The 17,790-nt window shown below is 64.1% G+C and carries 18 protein-coding genes; 7 read left to right on the plus strand and 11 right to left on the minus strand.

The genetic code is table 11. From position 1 onward, the window contains the following. Positions 1 to 13: 13 nt before the first annotated feature. A complete protein-coding gene (locus tag IVB18_RS15165; RefSeq protein ID WP_247989846.1) occupies positions 14 to 1,540 on the minus strand; it encodes a S8 family serine peptidase in 1,527 nt (508 codons plus the stop codon). On the opposite strand from IVB18_RS15165, the gene IVB18_RS15170 reads away from it, so the two are divergent. Beyond that, positions 1,517 to 1,819: a hypothetical protein gene (locus tag IVB18_RS15170; RefSeq protein WP_247989847.1), complete on the plus strand. Its 303-nt coding sequence runs from the start codon at positions 1,517 to 1,519 to the stop codon at positions 1,817 to 1,819. The genes IVB18_RS15165 and IVB18_RS15170 overlap by 24 nt on opposite strands. Here the strand turns inward: IVB18_RS15170 and IVB18_RS15175 are convergent. The 3 genes from IVB18_RS15175 to IVB18_RS15185 all read right to left on the minus strand — a co-directional run bounded on the left by IVB18_RS15175 (position 1,809) and on the right by IVB18_RS15185 (position 4,394). Continuing rightward, entirely contained in the window at positions 1,809 to 2,267 is a 459-nt protein-coding gene (locus tag IVB18_RS15175; protein WP_247989848.1) for a hypothetical protein, read from the minus strand. The two genes, IVB18_RS15170 and IVB18_RS15175, sit on opposite strands and share 11 nt — an antisense overlap. Before the next feature lie 80 nt (positions 2,268 to 2,347). Next, the gene (locus IVB18_RS15180; protein WP_247989849.1) at positions 2,348 to 3,091 is read right to left on the minus strand and encodes a hypothetical protein; all 744 of its coding nucleotides are present in this window, start codon (positions 3,089 to 3,091) and stop codon (positions 2,348 to 2,350) included. Between the two features lie 535 nt (positions 3,092 to 3,626). After that, a complete protein-coding gene (locus IVB18_RS15185) occupies positions 3,627 to 4,394 on the minus strand; it encodes a zinc metalloprotease HtpX (protein WP_247989850.1) in 768 nt (255 codons plus the stop codon). 629 nt (positions 4,395 to 5,023) lie between these two features. On the opposite strand from IVB18_RS15185, the gene IVB18_RS15190 reads away from it, so the two are divergent. The 3 genes from IVB18_RS15190 (at position 5,024) to IVB18_RS15200 (ending at position 8,537) form a co-directional block, all read left to right on the plus strand. Beyond that, complete coding sequence (locus IVB18_RS15190) at positions 5,024 to 6,487, plus strand: GH1 family beta-glucosidase (RefSeq protein WP_247989851.1); 1,464 nt, start codon at positions 5,024 to 5,026, stop codon at positions 6,485 to 6,487. A 237-nt stretch (positions 6,488 to 6,724) separates the two neighbouring features. Continuing rightward, a complete protein-coding gene (locus IVB18_RS15195) occupies positions 6,725 to 7,954 on the plus strand; it encodes an acetyl-CoA C-acetyltransferase (RefSeq protein WP_247989852.1) in 1,230 nt (409 codons plus the stop codon). Positions 7,955 to 8,234: 280 nt separating this feature from the next. Then, the gene (locus IVB18_RS15200) at positions 8,235 to 8,537 is read left to right on the plus strand and encodes an HU family DNA-binding protein (protein WP_247989853.1); all 303 of its coding nucleotides are present in this window, start codon (positions 8,235 to 8,237) and stop codon (positions 8,535 to 8,537) included. 70 nt (positions 8,538 to 8,607) lie between these two features. Here IVB18_RS15200 and IVB18_RS15205 read toward each other — a convergent pair whose 3' ends face one another. The 5 genes from IVB18_RS15205 to IVB18_RS15225 all read right to left on the minus strand — a co-directional run bounded on the left by IVB18_RS15205 (position 8,608) and on the right by IVB18_RS15225 (position 12,610). Then, positions 8,608 to 8,763 (minus strand): hypothetical protein, encoded by a 156-nt coding sequence (locus IVB18_RS15205; protein ID WP_247989854.1) that lies wholly within the window; start codon positions 8,761 to 8,763, stop codon positions 8,608 to 8,610. A gap of 5 nt (positions 8,764 to 8,768) precedes the next feature. Beyond that, on the minus strand, positions 8,769 to 11,150 hold the full coding sequence (gene lon, locus IVB18_RS15210; RefSeq protein ID WP_247989855.1) for an endopeptidase La: 2,382 nt from the start codon (positions 11,148 to 11,150) through the stop codon (positions 8,769 to 8,771). A gap of 8 nt (positions 11,151 to 11,158) precedes the next feature. Beyond that, positions 11,159 to 11,542 carry an Hsp20/alpha crystallin family protein gene (locus tag IVB18_RS15215; protein ID WP_247989856.1) on the minus strand — a complete coding sequence of 128 codons (384 nt, stop codon included), beginning with the start codon at positions 11,540 to 11,542 and terminating at the stop codon, positions 11,159 to 11,161. Positions 11,543 to 11,724: 182 nt separating this feature from the next. Beyond that, positions 11,725 to 12,291, minus strand: a complete 567-nt coding sequence (locus IVB18_RS15220) for a DUF892 family protein (protein ID WP_247989857.1) — start codon at positions 12,289 to 12,291, stop codon at positions 11,725 to 11,727. A 112-nt stretch (positions 12,292 to 12,403) separates the two neighbouring features. Continuing rightward, positions 12,404 to 12,610, minus strand: a complete 207-nt coding sequence (locus IVB18_RS15225) for a hypothetical protein (RefSeq protein ID WP_247989858.1) — start codon at positions 12,608 to 12,610, stop codon at positions 12,404 to 12,406. A 90-nt stretch (positions 12,611 to 12,700) separates the two neighbouring features. Between IVB18_RS15225 and IVB18_RS15230 the strand changes: the two genes are divergently transcribed. From IVB18_RS15230 to IVB18_RS15240, 3 genes are all read left to right on the plus strand, one after another. Further along, positions 12,701 to 13,327: a MarC family protein gene (locus IVB18_RS15230; protein WP_247989859.1), complete on the plus strand. Its 627-nt coding sequence runs from the start codon at positions 12,701 to 12,703 to the stop codon at positions 13,325 to 13,327. A gap of 158 nt (positions 13,328 to 13,485) precedes the next feature. Next, positions 13,486 to 14,139 (plus strand): L-fuculose-phosphate aldolase, encoded by a 654-nt coding sequence (locus IVB18_RS15235; protein ID WP_247989860.1) that lies wholly within the window; start codon positions 13,486 to 13,488, stop codon positions 14,137 to 14,139. Between the two features lie 12 nt (positions 14,140 to 14,151). Further along, positions 14,152 to 15,939 carry a chloride channel protein gene (locus tag IVB18_RS15240; RefSeq protein ID WP_247989861.1) on the plus strand — a complete coding sequence of 596 codons (1,788 nt, stop codon included), beginning with the start codon at positions 14,152 to 14,154 and terminating at the stop codon, positions 15,937 to 15,939. Positions 15,940 to 16,008: 69 nt separating this feature from the next. Here IVB18_RS15240 and IVB18_RS15245 read toward each other — a convergent pair whose 3' ends face one another. Both IVB18_RS15245 and IVB18_RS15250 read right to left on the minus strand, forming a co-directional pair. Continuing rightward, positions 16,009 to 17,235: an MFS transporter gene (locus IVB18_RS15245; RefSeq protein WP_247989862.1), complete on the minus strand. Its 1,227-nt coding sequence runs from the start codon at positions 17,233 to 17,235 to the stop codon at positions 16,009 to 16,011. Positions 17,236 to 17,292: 57 nt separating this feature from the next. Continuing rightward, a complete protein-coding gene (locus IVB18_RS15250) occupies positions 17,293 to 17,550 on the minus strand; it encodes a DUF2798 domain-containing protein (RefSeq protein ID WP_247989863.1) in 258 nt (85 codons plus the stop codon). Positions 17,551 to 17,790: the final 240 nt, after the last annotated feature.

Genomic DNA, 17,790 nt, shown 5'->3' on the forward strand with positions numbered 1-17,790 from the left:
GCCCGATCATCCTCTACGGTCCTTCCGCTAGACCCGCGAGCGCCATCGCTGCTCTGAGTTCATGCACCGTCGCTGTTCCCCCGCCGGCAGCCTGGAACGCCAGAGGGGCCGGATTCAGCGGAAGCCGCGTCACGTTGGCCGGGCCGCGTGGCGGCTCGAATATCATCGCCTGGCTTGCGCCGAATGGAATCCGATCGAGCTGCCGAATGGCGCTGCGCATCTCGCGCAATCCCGCATTCAGAGGCATGGCAAGGGGCCGCTGATCAGACCAGACGCCAAGCGCGCGGGCTGCGTCCGGCAACCCGGCTCCGGTCTGCCATGGATGGCCGATGGGCTGCGCCGTATCCTTCAGAATTTGGAACAGCCGTTCGACCCGGTGGGCATCCTTGGCGATGAAGGTGCCCTTGAAGTCGGCGTGGTCGGCGAGGATCAAGGCTGCAAGCGCGGCAACGTGAGCCGCTGCGAGCGAGGTGCCGTCGCAGACGGCGTAGCCGTCCGGTGACTGGCAGGCAATGACCGCAACGCCGGGCGCGCACAGGTCGAGTTCGGACCCGCGGCAGGAAAACGGCGGTACAAACAACCCGCCCGCCGCCGCAGTGGCGGCTGCGGCCTGCGCCGCCTGCGGACTGTCTTCCGGGAAGCTTCCCATCCGTCCGACCGCACCGACTGCCATGACATGCGGGGAACAGGCCGGAAACAGTACGTCCTCTCCGGAGTTGCCGGCAGCGGCAATGATGCTGACGCCTTGCTGCTTGGCCATGGCAATGTGCTGCTCAACCAGCACGGAGCCGCGCTCGCAACCGACTCCGACGTACGCCACGTCGATGCCGTTTTGCAGGCAATCATCGAGCGCCGCGATCAGGTCGCTGCAACGGGCATCTAGGGGAAGCTTGCAAACATGCAGCTCGCTGTCCGGGGTGTAGCCGCGGATGCCGTGATCTGCCTGCGCAGCCGCATTGATGATGCCTGCGCAAGGCGAGCCGTGGCCAGTGACGTCCTTCGACCATGAGCGATCTTCGCCACTTCGGGCATCGATACCGTGCTTGATGTCAACCAATTGCTTGTGGCTGGTCGCCACGCCGCTGTCGATGAGCGCGATCTTGACGTCAGCTCCACGGCAGTGGCCGGGAATCTGATCGAAGCGCATCGCTTCGCCGCCCCAATCCAGCCGGCCAGGTAGCGGCAACGGTTTCAGGGTGAGGGTGTTCACCGCATCGGCCTCGATATTGGGCTGTTGTTGCCACAAACCCCAATGGCCGGAGCGTGCGCTGACGAAAATGGCGGCGATTGTTTCCGGCATTTCGTCCCGCAGAGTCAGATCGACGTTGCCATCACGGTCCGTCCGTCCCTGAACTGACGCCTGCTCGCCGACGAGCTGCACAGTTGCTTGTTCCACAGGCGCACCTGCTTCGCTGAGGACCCGGATCGTCACCTTGAAGTCCGGCCCGAGCGCGGTCATCGTCGTGGCCGCCGGCATGAAAGAGGAGGCCGGGCGGGCAAAGGACGCAGCTCGCAGATGGCTGTCCGGCTCGATGATCAAGCTGCCGGCCGTGGAGCGGCGCAACGCGGCGGCGGTTTCGTCAGGCATGCGCACGATCGCAATTGGCGGGCCACTGACGCCGCGCTGGTCATGGGTCCACAGGATGTTGCCGAACTGGTTGAGTTGTTCGGCCAGCGTTTGAGCGCTGACGCCGGGGCCCGCTGGCGCGATCATGTATTGAGTGCTGCGCGCTGGTTTACGTCGATTGTCGCTCGAGGTCGGTCGCGCATCATCTGGACTTGTTGCCATGGCGTCGCCTCCTTTGATTTCAGTGGATAGAAGATTGCGTGCGATCGATCGAGGCCTGTCGCAGCAACGGAAGGCGGGGATCGGCCGCGCGGGCGGCTTCGATCGCGCGATAGGCGAAATAGATCAAGTTGAAGGCCTGCGCAAAATCCCGCTCGGTAAACTTGTTGGCTGCCTGGGTGACGATCGAGATGCAGTTTTCGAGGCCGGCATGCTGTGCCGCGTTGGCCTCGAGATAGGCAGAGAGCGAGCGCAGTGATTCTGCGATCATGTCTCCGATCATGTTTTCCGCCGCCTGATGTTCGAGCACCGGGTTCGGCATCGGGAAGTTGCCGGGCACGGTTCGGAACGGCTGCTCGAACGTTTGCGACTGCAGGCGCAAGAGCAGCGGCATCAAATTGCTGAGCAGGCCCACGAGCTGCTGAATGTCTGGGTAGTGGCGCTGTGACGCGGATGCGGCGGAGGGATTAGAATCCGACATGAGGGTTCTCCTTCGGAGGAAGCGTGCGCAACGGCAGGCGCGACCGCCGCTTTGGGCGGCGGTCGCGCCTTACCGCGCGGTCAGATCATCCGCTGCTGGCCGTAGGCCTGAAGGTTGCCGATGACCTGGGGTATGACGCCGATCAGCTGGCGGGTGATGTCGGCGACGTCTTGCTGCGTCAGTTGTCGCTGCTGGCCAAGGCCCGTCGGACCGCCGAATGCCGCCTGGAACTGCGGCGCGCCGAACTGCGTACCCCACATCTGCGCTGGCTGAGTCTGCGTGGGATAGCCGAGACCGAATTGACCCTGACCGGGACCGCCGTGCATGGCCGAATGCTGCATTTGGGGCTGGCTTTGCAGCATTCCCACGATCTGCGGCACGATGGGTAGGATCTGCCGCACGACCTCGCTCACGTCTTGCGGACTTAGCTGCCGCGGCGCCTGGCCGTAAGCCGCATAGCCCATTCCTGCGAATGGAGTTTGAGCTTGCGCGAGAATTTGAGGCAGCGCCGGTACCAATTGCCGCACGACCTCATTCACGTCCTGCTGCGAAAGCTGGCGCTGTTGTCCGCCCCAGGGCTGTTGACCCCCGCCCATTTGCCCGCCGCCCCAGCCGGGGCCATATCCAAACGCGCCAAAGGTCGGCTGACCGCCGAACTGCCCGTATTGCTGTCCATAGGCCGCCTGGCCTAATCCAAGACCGCCACCTCCATACTGTTGGCCGCCTTGCGAACCGAATGCTCCCGATCCCCATTGTTGCGGACCGAACTGTCCGAATGGCGAACCATGCGCGAGGTTCTGTTGCAGGGTGTCATAATACGTCATCGCTTGGCCTCCTTGCGATGGTTGGTGCCCTCAGCCCGAAATCCTGCCAAGGCCGGTCGCATGCGCGACCCCTTCGCGGGCAATAACGGTTCGTCACGCCGGTGCGACGGCGTTGGACCTTCAAGTTCAAATGCTTGGCACGGAAGTCTCAGCCGCAAGCAATATCACCCGCCTGGAAGGCGCGAGTTGCGTCCCCTCAAGGTGACAAGCCGACGGTAAGATGTTTTAGAGCGGCAAAATGATAGCCGTCGAAAAAGGTGGGAGCGGATTTTCCTCGCTGGCACGGTGGCCAGCCATTTATCATTTATGTCTTACGTCCGCTCGAACGCTTGGCAATTATGCTGGTTACTCCCCAGTTCTGCAATGAGCAGAGACGCGAAAAACGTTCTTACGTCGAAATAGTTTCGCGAAAGCGCGGCGATATTTTGGCGGCGATCGAACTCCGCAAAAATTTCAAGCCGCGCGGATTTTCGTCAGCACTCTTTGCCTGGTCAGCGAGCCTTCCGATGTGCATCGGTGTCAACGTCAGCGAATGCTAATAGGCGAGGTTGAGCAATGTGCCGACGCGCTCGGAGGTGGCGGGATGGCTGCGAAGCAAGCGCACCGGATCATGCACGAATGCGGACGTGCGGCTTGGTGCAGAGCCGGTGTGATGGCGCTCCAGCTTGTCGAGTGCGGCGATGAGCGCTCGCGAGTCGCCAGTCAGTTCGAGCGCCGTTGCATCTGCATCCAGTTCGCGAACGCGCGACAGAGCAAGTCCGAGGAGCTGGCCGAGAGTTGGTGCTGCGCTCAGCAGCATCGCCAATGGCCGGCTTGATGTCATGCCACCGTGATGATGGCTGGTTCGCAGCAGCGCGAGACCAGCGAGCGAGGTCCAATCGATCGCGCGTCGCAACGCTGTCGCCCAGCCCATCGTCCAGGCGTCATTGTTGCGGATATGAGCGACTTCATGGGCTAATATCCCGGCAATTTCGTCGCGCGTCATGCCGCGTAGCAGGCCTTCGGTCAACACGATGGCACTGCGTTCCGGTCCGCCGAGTGCATAGGCATTCATGTCGCGCGGTGCCGGCAGACAATAGAGATCCGGCAGTTGCACCAGCCCGGCCCGGCTGCAAACTTTTGTCAGAATGGCGAACAGGGCCGGCACCTCGGCAGGGGACAGCAGGCGGGCACCGAACCAGCGATACACGTTCTCGCGCGAGATGATCGCTTCGTCGGGACGCGGCGTGCTTCCCAACAGCGCCCGCCGCATGCCCTCGGCTCCGCCGACGCTCCAGCCGCAGACGGCGAGCAGCAATGTCATGGCAAGGATCGCCAATTGAGATGATTGATGGTTCGCAGCCTGATGGGCGTGCCGCCGATGCCGGAACCGCCACTGGTCTCTCGAGCTCAGCTCGATACGGCATCGCAGGAAGAGGCCTGCCTCTCCCGACGGCCAGTGGATCTCCGCGGTGACGGTAGGGCCGCACCGTAAAACACGCAGCATCTCTCGCGGCGCATGTCGCACCAGAGCGAACGAAATGCCTGGCGTAAGGCCGGCAACGACATCTTGGCCGTGCCGATCACCACGTAACGCCATCGGGCTTACGCCAGCGTGAATCACCCCTGTCCCCTCGTGCGCCTTCAAAGCGAAAAGTTACGGATCTCCCGGTGCCTTGTCATGCGAGTTTCATGCCTTGGACACAGAAAGTCCCGGTATCCACACGGGCGCGTCCGATTCGCTTCGGTGCAAGCCGTCCGGATGAGACCTTAGGAACCGGGTTCTATCAAGCTAAACCATGGTTTGGTCCGATAATGCCTTTTCGGCGCTCCACGTCGGAGACGACAGATGTGAGCGTCGGTTGCAGTCGAGACAACCAGGGACGTCGCTTCTCAAATCGGTCGGAACTGTTCATTGTGCCGGCCCGAAACGATGGAAGCGGAGCAGCAACAATGTCGGACAAGCTCTCGCGTCGCCAGTTCGCGAAGATCGCGGGATTGTCCGCAGCCGGGATAGCCAGCCCCCTCGAGGTCGCCGAGGCCAGACCGGACTCGGCGCCGCGTGGCGGCAGCGACTTCCCGGCGGGCTTCGTCTGGGGCACGGCGACCTCGTCCTATCAGGTGGAGGGCGCCGTCAACGAGGACGGGCGAGGGGCCTCGATCTGGGACAGGTTCGCCCGTATCCCCGGCAAGATCGAGGACGGCTCCACTGGCGACCGCGCCAACGAGCACTATCACCGCTACAAGGAGGATATCGCGCTCATCAAGGAGCTCGGCTGCAAGGCCTACCGCTTCTCGGTCGCCTGGCCACGTGTGTTTCCGAACGGCGACGGCAAGCCGAACCCGAAGGGGCTCGACTTCTACAATCGCCTTGTCGACGAGCTCCTGAAGAACGACATCGAGCCGTGGCTGACGCTCTATCATTGGGACCTGCCGCAATCGCTCCAGGACCGCTTCGGAGGCTGGCGCTCGACGGAGACCTGCAAGATTTTTGGCGACTACGCGGCCTATGTCGCCGAGCATCTGACCGATCGCGTCAAGAACGTGTTCACTCTGAACGAGAGCGGCCGCTTCGTCCATTTCGGCTATGGCATCGGCATCGACGCGCCGGGCGTGACGCTGCCGCAAGCCGAGGTCAACCAGATCAGGCACAACAGCGCGCTCGCGCATGGGCTCGCGGTGCAGGCGGTGCGCGCCCATGGCCGCCGCGGCACGCGTGTCGGTCCGGCCGAGAACATCGATGCCTGCGCGCCCGCGATCGACACGCCCGAGAACGTCCGCGCTGCCGAGATCGCGCTGCGCGAGATGAATGCCGGCTATCTCAACGTCATCATGGAGGGACGGTATACCGACGCCTTCCTCAAATTCGCGGGCGCGAACGCGCCGAAATTCACCGACGCGGAATTGAAGATCATCTCTTCGCCGGTCGATTTCCTCGGCCTCAACATCTACGCGCCGCAGAACTACGTGGTGGCTTCCGATGAGGGCACGGGCTTCATGCCGCTGCCGATTCCAAAATCGTTTCCGCACATGAATTCGGACTGGCTTCGCGTCGGCCCCGAGACGCTCTACTGGGTGCCGAAGTTAGCTGCAAAAATCTGGAAGACGGACGCGATCTATATCAGCGAGAACGGTACCTCCGGTGAGGACCAGGTCATGCCCGACGGCAAGATCTACGACACCGACCGGATCATGTACCTGCGCAACTATCTATCGCAGCTCCAGCGCGCCACCGCCGAGGGCGTGCCGGTGCGCGGCTATTTCCTCTGGAGCCTGATGGACAATTTCGAATGGGTGTTCGGGCTCAACAAGCGCTTTGGCCTCTATCACGTCAATTTCGACACGCAGGTCCGCACGCCAAAGCTCAGCGCCAGCTTCTATCGCAACGTGATCGCGAACAACGCGGCGGGGGTGTGATCTTCGCCTTTCGCCGCAAGCGGAGCGAACTAAAGCGAAATTGCGCGATTGCCGTTGTTTTGCCCGACCTATCAATTGGTTCGCGGGCGTCACCGCGCCTCGTCCGGCAACCGCGTTTCTACTTTGCATGGGGTTGTTTTTCACTTTTTTGCAAAGAAGGAGCGCGCCGGCGCGCATTGACTCCGTTCTCCCCCTGATTCAAAACGACCCCAATCATTCAAAAAGAGGATAACGCCAATGACCGATGCACTCATCATCGATGCCTGCCGGACCCCGCGGGGCGTCGGCAAGGCCGGCAAGGGGGCGCTGTCCGGCATTCATCCGCAGCAATTGGGGGCGACCGTGCTGCGCGCGCTCGCCGACCGCACCGGCATCAACACCGCCGACGTCGACGACATCGTCTGGGGCTGCAGCGCGCAGGTCGCGACCCAGAGCGGCGATCTCGGGCGGATGTCGGCGCTCGATGCCGGCTATGACGTGCGCGCCAGCGCTGTGACGCTCGACCGCTTCTGCGGCTCCGGCATCACCAGCGTGAACATGGCGGCGGCCTCGATCATGTCGGGTACGGAAGACCTCGTCATCGCCGGCGGCTGCGAGATGATGTCGATGGAGGGACGCCGCGGCGGCCCGATGATGATGGACAGCGGCAATCTGCGGCTGCGCGCAAGGCATCCGCAGTCGCATCAGGGTGTCTGCGCCGATGCGATCGCGACCATGGAAGGCATCACGCGGCAGGACGTCGATGCGCTCGGGCTCGAAAGCCAGAAGCGCGCGGCGCATGCGATCGAGCACGGCCATTTCAAGAAGAGCCTCGTGCCCGTCCATCGCGAGGACGGCAGCCTCGCACTCGACCGCGAAGAGTATCCGCGGCCGCAGACCACGATGGAAGGGCTCAGCAGCCTCAAGCCCGCATTCCCCGCGATTGCCGACTATGCGCTCGACGACAAGGGCACGACCTATCGTGGTCTCATCCTCCAGCAATATCCGGACCTCAAGATCGACTTCGTGCACCATGCCGGCAATTCGTCGGGCGTCGTCGACGGTGCGGCCGCGATCCTGCTGGCCTCGCCCGCTTATGCCAAGGCGCATGGCCTGAAGCCGCGCGCCCGCGTGGTTGCGATGGCGAACATGGGCGACTCCCCGACGCTGATGCTGAATGCGCCGGTGCCGGCCACGCGCAAGGTGGTGGCGAAGGCGGGGCTGACCATCGACGACATCGATCTGTTCGAGATCAACGAGGCCTTTGCGGTGGTGGCGGAAAAATACATCCGCGATCTCAAGCTCGATCGCGCCAGGGTCAACGTCAATGGCGGCTCGATCGCACTCGGCCACCCCATCGGCGCGACCGGCTCGATCCTGATCGGCACCGTGCTCGACGAGCTCGAACGCCGCGGCCTCAAGCGCGGCCTCGTCACCATGTGCGCCGCCGGCGGCATGGCGCCCGCGGTCATCATCGAGCGCATCTAGCCTTATTTTCTAGGGTGAATCGCGACCGGCCTCGCATAAAGAGGCCGGTCGTCGCTTGTCGAAAGCATCGAATCAGCTTTAGCAAGGCGGCTTGCGGGCCTTTGAAACAAGGCAAAATCCACTGCCTAGGCTCCTTCCGCTCAGGAAGTGGCTAAAAAGCAGGGTTTTTTGCCACAGGGGGCCAAAAAAGCCCGTAAAACCGCGACAAAACTGTGCAGAAGGCTATAGGCCTTCAACGGTTGGTCTAATATGCAACCGCCAACGAATCAGAGGAGACACGATGCCAACCCAAATGTCCAAATCGCAGCTGATCGAAAAGATTGCGACCACCACCGAGCTTTCCAAGCGCGACGTCAAGAGCGTCATGGAGACTCTGACCGATGTCGGCCACAAGGAGCTGAAGAAGAACGGCCTGTTCCTGGTGCCGGGCTTCGCCAAGTTCGTGGTCATCAAGAAGCCCGCGACCAAGGCGCGCAAGGGCACCAACCCGTTCACGGGTGAAGAGATGATGTTCAAGGCCAAGCCGGCCCGGAAGATCGTCCGCGCCCGCCCGGTCAAGGCCGCCAAGGACGCTGTGGGCTAAGAACGCAAAGGCCCCCTCCCAGGAGGGGGCCTTTTATCTTGAACGACCGCGAGGGTTGAGACGGAGGGGATCAGCCCTTGCGGCGCTTCACTCGCACCGGGACCGGCTGAAGCCGCGGCTCCGGTGTCGCCAGCGCATCGCGAACCCGGTCGATCGCGCGATCGAGCAATCGGCGCAGCCGCTGCGCTTTCCGCGATTTCTTCGCTCTTTCCAACAATTCTTTCATTGCTTTTACTCCGCCGCCTCGACCTTGGCCTCGGCTGGTTCGAGCGCCGCGGCGATGGCCTCGTCGACGCGCTCGAGCCAGATGAATTCGAGGTTGTCCCGCGCGCTCTGCGGGATGTCGTCGTAGTCCCGCTTGTTGCGCGCCGGCAGCATCACCCGCTTCAATCCGGCGGCCGCTGCCGCCACCACCTTCTCCTTGATGCCGCCGACCGGCAGCACCAGGCCGCGTAGCGAGATCTCGCCGGTCATCGCGGTGTCGCTGCGTACCGTGCGGTTGGTGAGCAGCGACGTCAGTGCCGTGAACATCGCGACTCCCGCGCTCGGCCCGTCCTTCGGGGTCGCGCCGGCCGGGACGTGAACGTGGATGTCGCTCTTCTCGAACAGCGACGGATCGATGCCAATCTGCGTGGCGCGGCTCTTCACCAGCGTCAGCGCGGCCTGCACGCTCTCGCGCATGACGTCGCCGAGCTGGCCGGTCAGGATCAAATTGCCCCGTCCGGGCACGCGCGTCGCCTCGATGAACAGGATGTCGCCGCCGACCGGCGTCCAGGCAAGGCCGGTGGCCACGCCGGGAACGCTGGTGCGCAGCGCGATCTCGCCCTCGAAGCGCGGCTGGCCGAGCACGGTGGCGATGTCCTTTGGGCCAACCACGACCTTCGTAGCCGTGCCCTCGGCGACCTGCACCGCGGCATGCCGAAACACCCTGCCGATCTCGCGCTCCAACGAGCGCACGCCGGCCTCCCGCGTGTAGCCCTTGACGATCAGCTTCAGCGCCTCCGGCTCGATCTCGGCCTGCTCGGCCGTCAATCCGTTGGCCTCGAGCTGCCGCCGCACCAGATAGCGCCGCGCGATCTCGATCTTCTCCTCCTCGGTATAGCCGGCGAGGCTGATCAGCTCCATGCGGTCCAAGAGCGGACCCGGAATCTGGTCCAGCATGTTGGCGGTCGCGATGAACGCCACGCGCGACAGGTCGAAGGGCACGCTGAGATAGTTGTCCCGAAACGTTCCGTTCTGCTCGGGGTCGAGCACCTCCAGCATCGCAGCCGACGGATCGCCCTGCACGCCGCGGCCCATCTTGTCGATCTCGTCCAGCATCATGACGCAGTTCCGCGCACCTGCCTTCTTGATGCCTTGGATGATGTTGCCCGGCAGCGCGCCGATATAAGTGCGCCGGTGGCCGCGGATCTCGGCCTCGTCATGCACGCCGCCGAGGCTGACGCGCACGAAGGGGCGATCCATCGCGCGTGCGATGGATTGGCCGAGCGAGGTCTTGCCCACGCCGGGCGGGCCGACGAAGCAGAGGATTGGCGCCTTGCCCTGCGGGGCTAGCTTGCGCACCGCCAGATATTCGATGATCCGGCTCTTGATCTTCTCCAGGCCGAAGTGATCGGCGTCGAGAATGCGACGCGCCTCCTTGATGTCGATCGGCTTCTCCTCGGGCAGCGCCCAGGGCAGCTCGATCAGCCAGTCGAGATAGGTGCGGACCATCCCGGCTTCGCCGGCGGCTTCTGGCATGCGCTCGTACCGGCGCAGCTCCTTCTTGGCGTGCGCGTCCGCCTCCGGGGGCATCTTGGCCTTGGCGATGGCAGCCGTCAGCTCGGCGACCTCGGCCGCCTTGCCGTCGCCTTCGCCGAGCTGGCGCTGGATGGTCGCCAACTGCTCGCGCAGGATCGCCTCGCGCTGCCGCTCGTCGAAGCTGGCGCGGGTCTGCTGGCCGATTTCGTTGCTGATACGCAGCACCTCCAGCCGTTCGGCCAGACGCTTCGACACCTTCTCGACGCGCAAGGCGAGGTCGATGGTCTCCAGCACCTCCTGCTTGTCCTGCGGCTTGATGTCCATGAACGAGGTCGCCAGATCCGCCAGCACGCCGGGCGCTGTGGTGCTCTGGAACATCGCGACCAATTCGGGCGGCGCCTGCGGCAGCAGCTCGATCGCCTCGATCGCCTGGCGCTGCAGATTCAAGGCGCGCGCCTCGATCTCCGGCGAGCTCGTGGTCGGCTCCGGGATCTGCTGCACCCGCGCGACCGGGAACGGCGTGCCCGGCAGGAAGTCGAGAACGCGGGCGCGCTGCACGCCCTGGCAGACGATATGATGGGTGCCGTCGGGCGCGGTGATGTAGCGCACGATGTTGGCGATGGTCGCGACCCGGTAGAGGTCGTCCGGACCCGGCTCTTCGGTCTCCGGATTGCGTTGCAAGACGATGCCGATCGGCCGCTGCTCGCGCAGCGCCTGCTGCGCGGCGGCGACCGACTTCGGCCGCACGATCGCGATCGGCGCAATCGCGCCGGGAAACAGCACCATGTCGCGGACGGGGATGATGATCAGCGCGTCGTCGGGGATCTTCACGTCGGAATTGGTCTGGGCGGTATTCATCTGTTCGGTGGCCATGATCGACCTCAGGATTTGGCGAGGCGCAGTGCGACGCAGCCGTCCATCACGAAGCGGCTGATGGCGTAGCGGCCAAGGGGGATCTGAATGCGCCGCTCGAAGCGGCCCTGCGGCAGCTCGAGCCGGTGAATGCGGGCGTTGCGAAGCTCCGGCGGCAGCGTGCGCTGGCCGGAGATGACGAGCACGCCGTCATGGATCACCGTCTCGACATTGTCGGGATTGACGCCGGGAAGCGCGACCAGGATCAACAGCTCATGCTCGGTTTCGAGCACGTCGATCGGGGGTTCCCAGCAGGCTTCCTGGCGGCCGAACTGCTGGCGCATCCGTTCGGCGCGGGTCAGCGAGTCCAGGGCTTCGGACAGCATCCAGTCGAGGGGATTTTTGCGTTGCATGGCAAACTCGGGGGAAGGCGCTGCAATTGGAAATTCAGCATATGGGGATGGTTCCCCGGAAATCCAGCAGCGCGCGTTCGGAGCATGCCTGGCCCTCTGATCGGAGGGTGGCCTTGTAGTCAGCCGTCTCGGCGCCACGGATGTGTTCCGTGGCGCCGTCGGCAACAATTGGCCGGCGCGGCTTAGGCCGCGGCGCGGTATTCCTCTTCCGCTTCGAGGTTGATCACGGAGGTGGCGAGCTCGGTCAGGGTGTGGTCGGTCGCCTCTTCCTCGTCCAGCGTCGCTTGCAGCAGCCTTGCTGCGTCCTGCATGCCGAGCTCCTCTGCCCAGGTGCGCAACGTGCCGTAGCGGGAGATCTCGTAGTGCTCGACGGCTTGCGCCGCAGCGAGCAGGCCGGCGTCGAGGGCAGGGGCGTTCTTGAACTCCTTCATGATCTCGGCGCCTTCGTCAGTAATGCCGTTGATCGCTTCGCACGGCTTGCCGCGCGCCGGCTTGCCCAGCATCTTGAAGACCTGGTCCAGCCGTTTGACATGGCCCTGCGTCTCGCGCAGATGCTTGTTGAAGGCGGCGGCAAGGTCTTTCGAATGTGCGGCCTTGGCCATCTTCGGCAGGATCCTGATGATCTTGTTCTCGGCGAAATAGATGTCCTTCAGCGTTGCCAGAAACAGGTCGCTCAGCATCTTCGGTGCCTGACGCGCGCGGCGCGCCGACGATTTTTTGGTTGTGCGTTTCTTCGCTCGTTTGGCCATAAATCCTCCTCTTGAGGCGACACGGGAAGGCATGCGCTTCCTCAATCCTCAGCCGATAAAGACTTTGAGGAAGCGATGGTTCCAAGCGACACGACGTGCGAGCCGCGACCGGTCAGCTCGGACGCTTGTAGGGGTCTTCCTGCCGTTGCAGCGCCTCGGTGTCGCGGTCGAGCCGTGCGCGCTCGCTGCGCCGGAGGCGGCCCGCCTTCGCCACCCCATAGGCGAGCACGGCGCCGAGCAGGAACGCGCCGATGAACCAGAGCCAGAGCAGGTTGGCCGAGAGGTGGCCGAGGAGCATTCCGATTCCGCTATCGCTCATTGTTCGTCTCCGGGTGATTTGCAAAGCGGTTCTCCCGGGCTAAGCCAGTCCGGCAGCCATCGTTCCTGCGTCTAAGGAGCACACCGAGACATGATCGACTTTGCCCTATCCGCCTTCGTGACGCTGCTGCTGGTGGTCGATCCCGTCGGCCTTGCGCCGGCTTTCCTCGCCGCGACCGGGGGCATGCCCGACAAGGTCAAGCGGACGATAGCGCTGCGCGCGCCGCTCATCGCAGCTTCGATCCTGGTGGTGATCGCGATGATCGGAAACTGGCTGTTGCGCCAGCTCGGGATCGGCATCCCCGCCTTCCAGATCGCCGGCGGGCTTCTCCTGTTCGGCGTGTCCTACCAGATGATCTTCGGCGACCGTCCGCACCGCGAGGCGCGGGAGGCCGACAAGGCGACCTCCGAGCATGCCTCCGACGTGGCGGTGTTTCCGCTGGCGATCCCGATGATGGCCGGTCCCGGCGCGATCGCGACCACACTGCTGCTGACGGGCGATGCCGGCTATGGGGCAAGGCTGGCGATCATCATCGCCGTCGTTCTCGCCGTCTGCCTGCTGTGCATGCTCTGCTTTGCCTCCGCGAGCCTGATCGCGCGTACCCTCGGGCGCACCGGCAATGCCGTGCTTTCGCGCGTTCTCGGCATGCTGCTCGCGGCCTATTCGGTGCAGTTCGTGATCAACGGCATCGCTGCCGTCCGGGCGAGCCTGTCGTAGGGCTGCGTCAATCTGTTAATTTATTGATTTTACCGTATATTTCGTGGTCAATCGGGACACGGGCAAGGCGATGCACGGTCCGATCCGGTTTCTCTTGCACTGCTATATTGCTTTGACGTACTTCCCGTCTAACAAACGCCCATCGCCGGGAAATCGAGATGTCGATGACAGCGGACGAGCTCGACAAGGGACAGGCCATCATCGACGCTTGCCGCCGCATGAATGCGCTCGGCATCAACCAGGGCACCTCGGGCAATATCAGCGTTCGGCACAAGGACGGGCTCCTGATCACGCCGACCAGCGTGCCCTATGACGCCATGACGCCCGCGCAGATCGTGTTCATGGCGATGGACGGCTCGCATGCGTCCAATCGGAAACCGTCGAGCGAGTGGCGCTTCCACCGCGACATCCTGAAGTCGCGCGACGACGTCAATGCCGTCGTGCACGCCCATCCGACCTATTCGACCATTCTGGCGATCATGGGCATGGACATCCCGCCGGTGCATTACATGATCGCGGCAGCCGGCGGCGACAGCATCCGCTGCGCACCCTATGCCACCTTTGGAACAGCGGAGCTGTCCGAGCATGCGGTGCGGGCGCTGGAGGGGCGGCTCGCCTGCCTGCTCGACCATCACGGCATGATCGCGGTCGGCAAGACGCTGGACAAGGCGATGTGGCTCGCCGTCGAGGTCGAGACGCTGGCGCGGCAATATCACGGCTGCCTCCAGATCGGAAAACCTCCGTTGCTTTCGAGCGCCGAGATCGAGCGGGTCCGCCAGCGCATGTCCGGCTACGGCTTGTCGGAAGGATAGGGCAGGCAGTCGGTGTTGGTGCGGATCAGACATATCGTCGATCGCAAGGGATCGAACCGCGTCATGGCTCGCCTGCGCGCGCTCTTGCGCAGCAACGAGTTCTACCTGATCCCGCTCGCGCTCGTGATCGGCACGCTGGCCGGTGCGATCGTAACGCTGATGGCCGAGATCGCGCAGATCGCTCACGTCGTGATTTACGGCATTCCCATCGACGTCCGCCTGTCTGCCAATGCGCGGATCAGTCCCTGGGCGGCGCTGATCGCGCCTGCGCTCGGCGGGTTGGCGCTCGGCATCATGGAATGGTCGCGGCGGCGACTGAAACTATCGAGTGCGGTCGACCCGATCGAGGCCAATGCACTGCGCGGCGGCAATCTGTCGATGCGCGACAGCGTGGTGGTGTCGAGCCAGACGCTGATCTCCAACGGCTGCGGCGCCTCGGTCGGCCTCGAGGCCGGCTATACCCAGATCGGCTCGGGCATCGCCTCGCTGCTCGGCAAGTTCTTCAATCTCCGCCGCACCGATCTTCGCCTGATCGTCGGCTGCGGCGCCGCTGCGGCGATCGCGGCGGCGTTCGGCGCGCCGATCACCGGCGCCTTCTACGCCTGCGAACTGATCGTCGGCGTCTATTCGGTCGGCAGCGCGGCGCCAATCCTGGCGGCCTCGCTCGCCGGCGCACTGACTGCGCAATGGCTCGGCGGCGCGCCATATTCCCTCGAAATACCGAAGGTCAGTGCTGTCGGCGTCGAGCAATATCTCGCGTTGATCGGGCTTGCACTGGTCACCAGCGGCGTCGGCATCGCGGTGATGCGGTCGTCTTCGACGTTCGAGCGCCTGTTCGCCTGGCTGCCGATCTGGCTGCGCCCGGTGATCGGCGGTCTCATCGTCGGCGGCTTTGCCATCGTCACACCGCAGGTCCTCGCAGCCGGCCACGGCGCCATGGTGCTCGATCTGTTTCACGACATGACGATCGGCCTGATCGCGATCATCATCGCCCTGAAGTTGACGGCCTGCCTGATCTCGCTCGCCTCGGGTTTCCGCGGCGGTCTGTTCTTCGCCTCGCTGTTCGTCGGCAGCCTGATCGGAAAATTCTTCGCCGCGGTCCTTTTGCTCATCAGCCCGGAATTCGTGATCGATCCGCTGGTCGCGATGCTGACGGGCATGGCGACGCTCGGCGTCGCCATCGTCGGCGGCCCCTTGACCATGTCGTTCCTCGTGCTCGAAATGACCCGCAATGTCGACGTCACCGCCGTGGTGCTCGCCGGTTGCATCGTCACCTCGATCTGCGTGCGCTTCATGTTCGGCCATTCTTTCTCGACCTGGCGCCTGCATCTGCGTGGCGAGACCATCCGCAGTGCCAACGACGTCGGCTGGCTGCGCAACCTCACCGTCGAGCGTCTGATGCGCTCCGATGTCGGCAAGGTGCCGTCGACCACGACGATCGCCGCCGTTCGGCGCGAATTCGCGCTGGGATCGCGGCCCGGAATCGTCATCGTCAACAACGCCGACGAATATGTCGGCCTCGTCCTGCTGCCAGACCTGTTCTCCAGCGACCTCGATACCATCGCCGATGACATCCAGGTGATCGAGCTCGCGCGCCTGACCGACATCGTGCTGATCCCGGAAATGAACGTGAAGTCGGCGATGGCGGTGTTCGACGAGGCGGAAGCCGAAATGCTGGCGGTGGTCGATTCCACCGACAGCCGCAAGGTGGTCGGCTTCCTCACCGAGACCTTCGCCCGCCGCCGCTATGTCGAGGAGATCGACAAGGCCACGCGCGGCGTGCTGGGCGCGTTGTCGTAATCGCGCACAGTGGGCGATGCGCTCCAGAAATACTGGAACTACCGGGCCTAGAGGTCGCGCGATCCTCGCTCATTCCAACTGGTCCACCTCGCGCAATGCCGGGAGCAGCCTTATCCACAGCAGTGCGATCGCGATCGTACCGATCCCGCCGAGCGCTGCCGCAGGCATCGCGCCGAGCAGGGCGGCGGCCATGCCGCTTTCGAATTCGCCGAGCTGGTTGGAGGCGTTGATGAAGAGGAAGTTGACGGCACCGACGCGGCCGCGCATCGCATCCGGCGTCGCGAGCTGCACCAGCGCGACGCGGACCACGACGCTGATGGTGTCGGCCGCGCCCATCGCCACCAGTGCGGCGATCGAAAGCCACACGGTCTGCGATAGCGCGAACACAATGGTCGCGAGCCCGAAGGCGATCACCGCCTGGAACATCCGAAGTCCCGCGCGCCGTGCGATCGGATGTCGCGCGATCACCGCGGTCATCAGCAGCGCGCCGATCGCGGGCGCGGCCCGCATCGCCCCGAGCGCCCAGGGTCCCGCCTGCAGGATGTCCTTGGCATAGATCGGCAGCAGCGCGGTGGCGCCGCCGAGCAGGACCGCGAACAGGTCGAGCGAGATCGTGCCGAGGATCGCGGGATTGCTGCGCACGAAGTGCAGGCCGGCGAACAATCCGTCCAGACTTTCGTGCTCGGAAGTCGCAACACGTTCGGCTCGAATCATGCCGCTCAAGGCACTTGCGATCAGCGACAGCGCCGCCATCAGCACGAATGGCGCGCCGGGCGAGATTGCATAAGCGAGCCCGCCGACGGCCGGGCCGCCGATGGCGGCGACCTGCCAGGCGCCGGTCGCCAACGCGGTCGCCCGTTGCAGCATGGCTTCCGGCGCGACGGCCGGCAGAAGCGCAGACGACGCCGGGCTCTCGAAGGCGCCGGCCAGCCCGAACACGCCGAGCACGATGAAGAGGTCAGGCGCGGTGAGCGCATCGGCGAGCAGCCGCGCGCCAACATAGCCCGCCGCGAGGCCCTGCACGAGCTCGCAGAGCTGGGCGATGCGCTTGCGGTCATAACGGTCGGCCGCGTGTCCGGCGACGAAGACGAGGAGGGCGCTCGGAATGAACTGCACGAGACCCGCAAGGCCGAGATAGAAGACGCTGCCGGTCAGTGCATAGATCTGCCAGCCCACCGCCACGGTCGCGACCTGATAGGAGAATTCCGACAGGCTTCGCGAGGCGATGTAGAGCAGCAGCGGAAGATGTCGCGACAGCGCGACGGGTGAAGCGAGAAGTGTGGAAGCTTGATCCAAGGTGGTGAGCAATCTGGAAGCGGGACGGCGGGCTCCATGCACCGCCGTCCGCGCCGGCTATTGGCCTGGTTGAGATGGGGAAGCGACGAGGCGGGCCACGACCCGGCGGACCATCGGCAGGACCACGAGCAGCGTCGGAAAGGCGACGAGCCATGACAGCCCCCAGGCGCCCGGCCATGTCGCGAGGAACGCCGGCGTTGCGCCGAGGCTCCTGAGTGTCGAAATGATCGACACCACGGCCGTCATGACGATGGAAAGCACCAAAGGCATGACGATCGGCGCATAGCGCGCCGGCAGTTTGCGAACCGCAATCATCTGATTTCTCTTGAGGAAAAGGACGCGTCAGTCACGTTGAACCGGAAAAATGGCATCGATCCCGACGGCGTCGGTTGATGCGTTGGTTCACGTAAAACGCTTACGGCGACCGAAAAACGGCGCGGCTGTTCATTATCCGCTCAGGTTGGATCGGGCAAGCTGGATCTGGTTGTTCGGTTTACAATCGTTCAAAGCGTGGCAGATTGCCGCGATTATGAAACCATTTCAGTGGTTTGCGTA

The organism is Bradyrhizobium sp. 186 (genome assembly GCF_023101685.1).
Classification (GTDB): Bacteria; Pseudomonadota; Alphaproteobacteria; order Rhizobiales; family Xanthobacteraceae; genus Bradyrhizobium.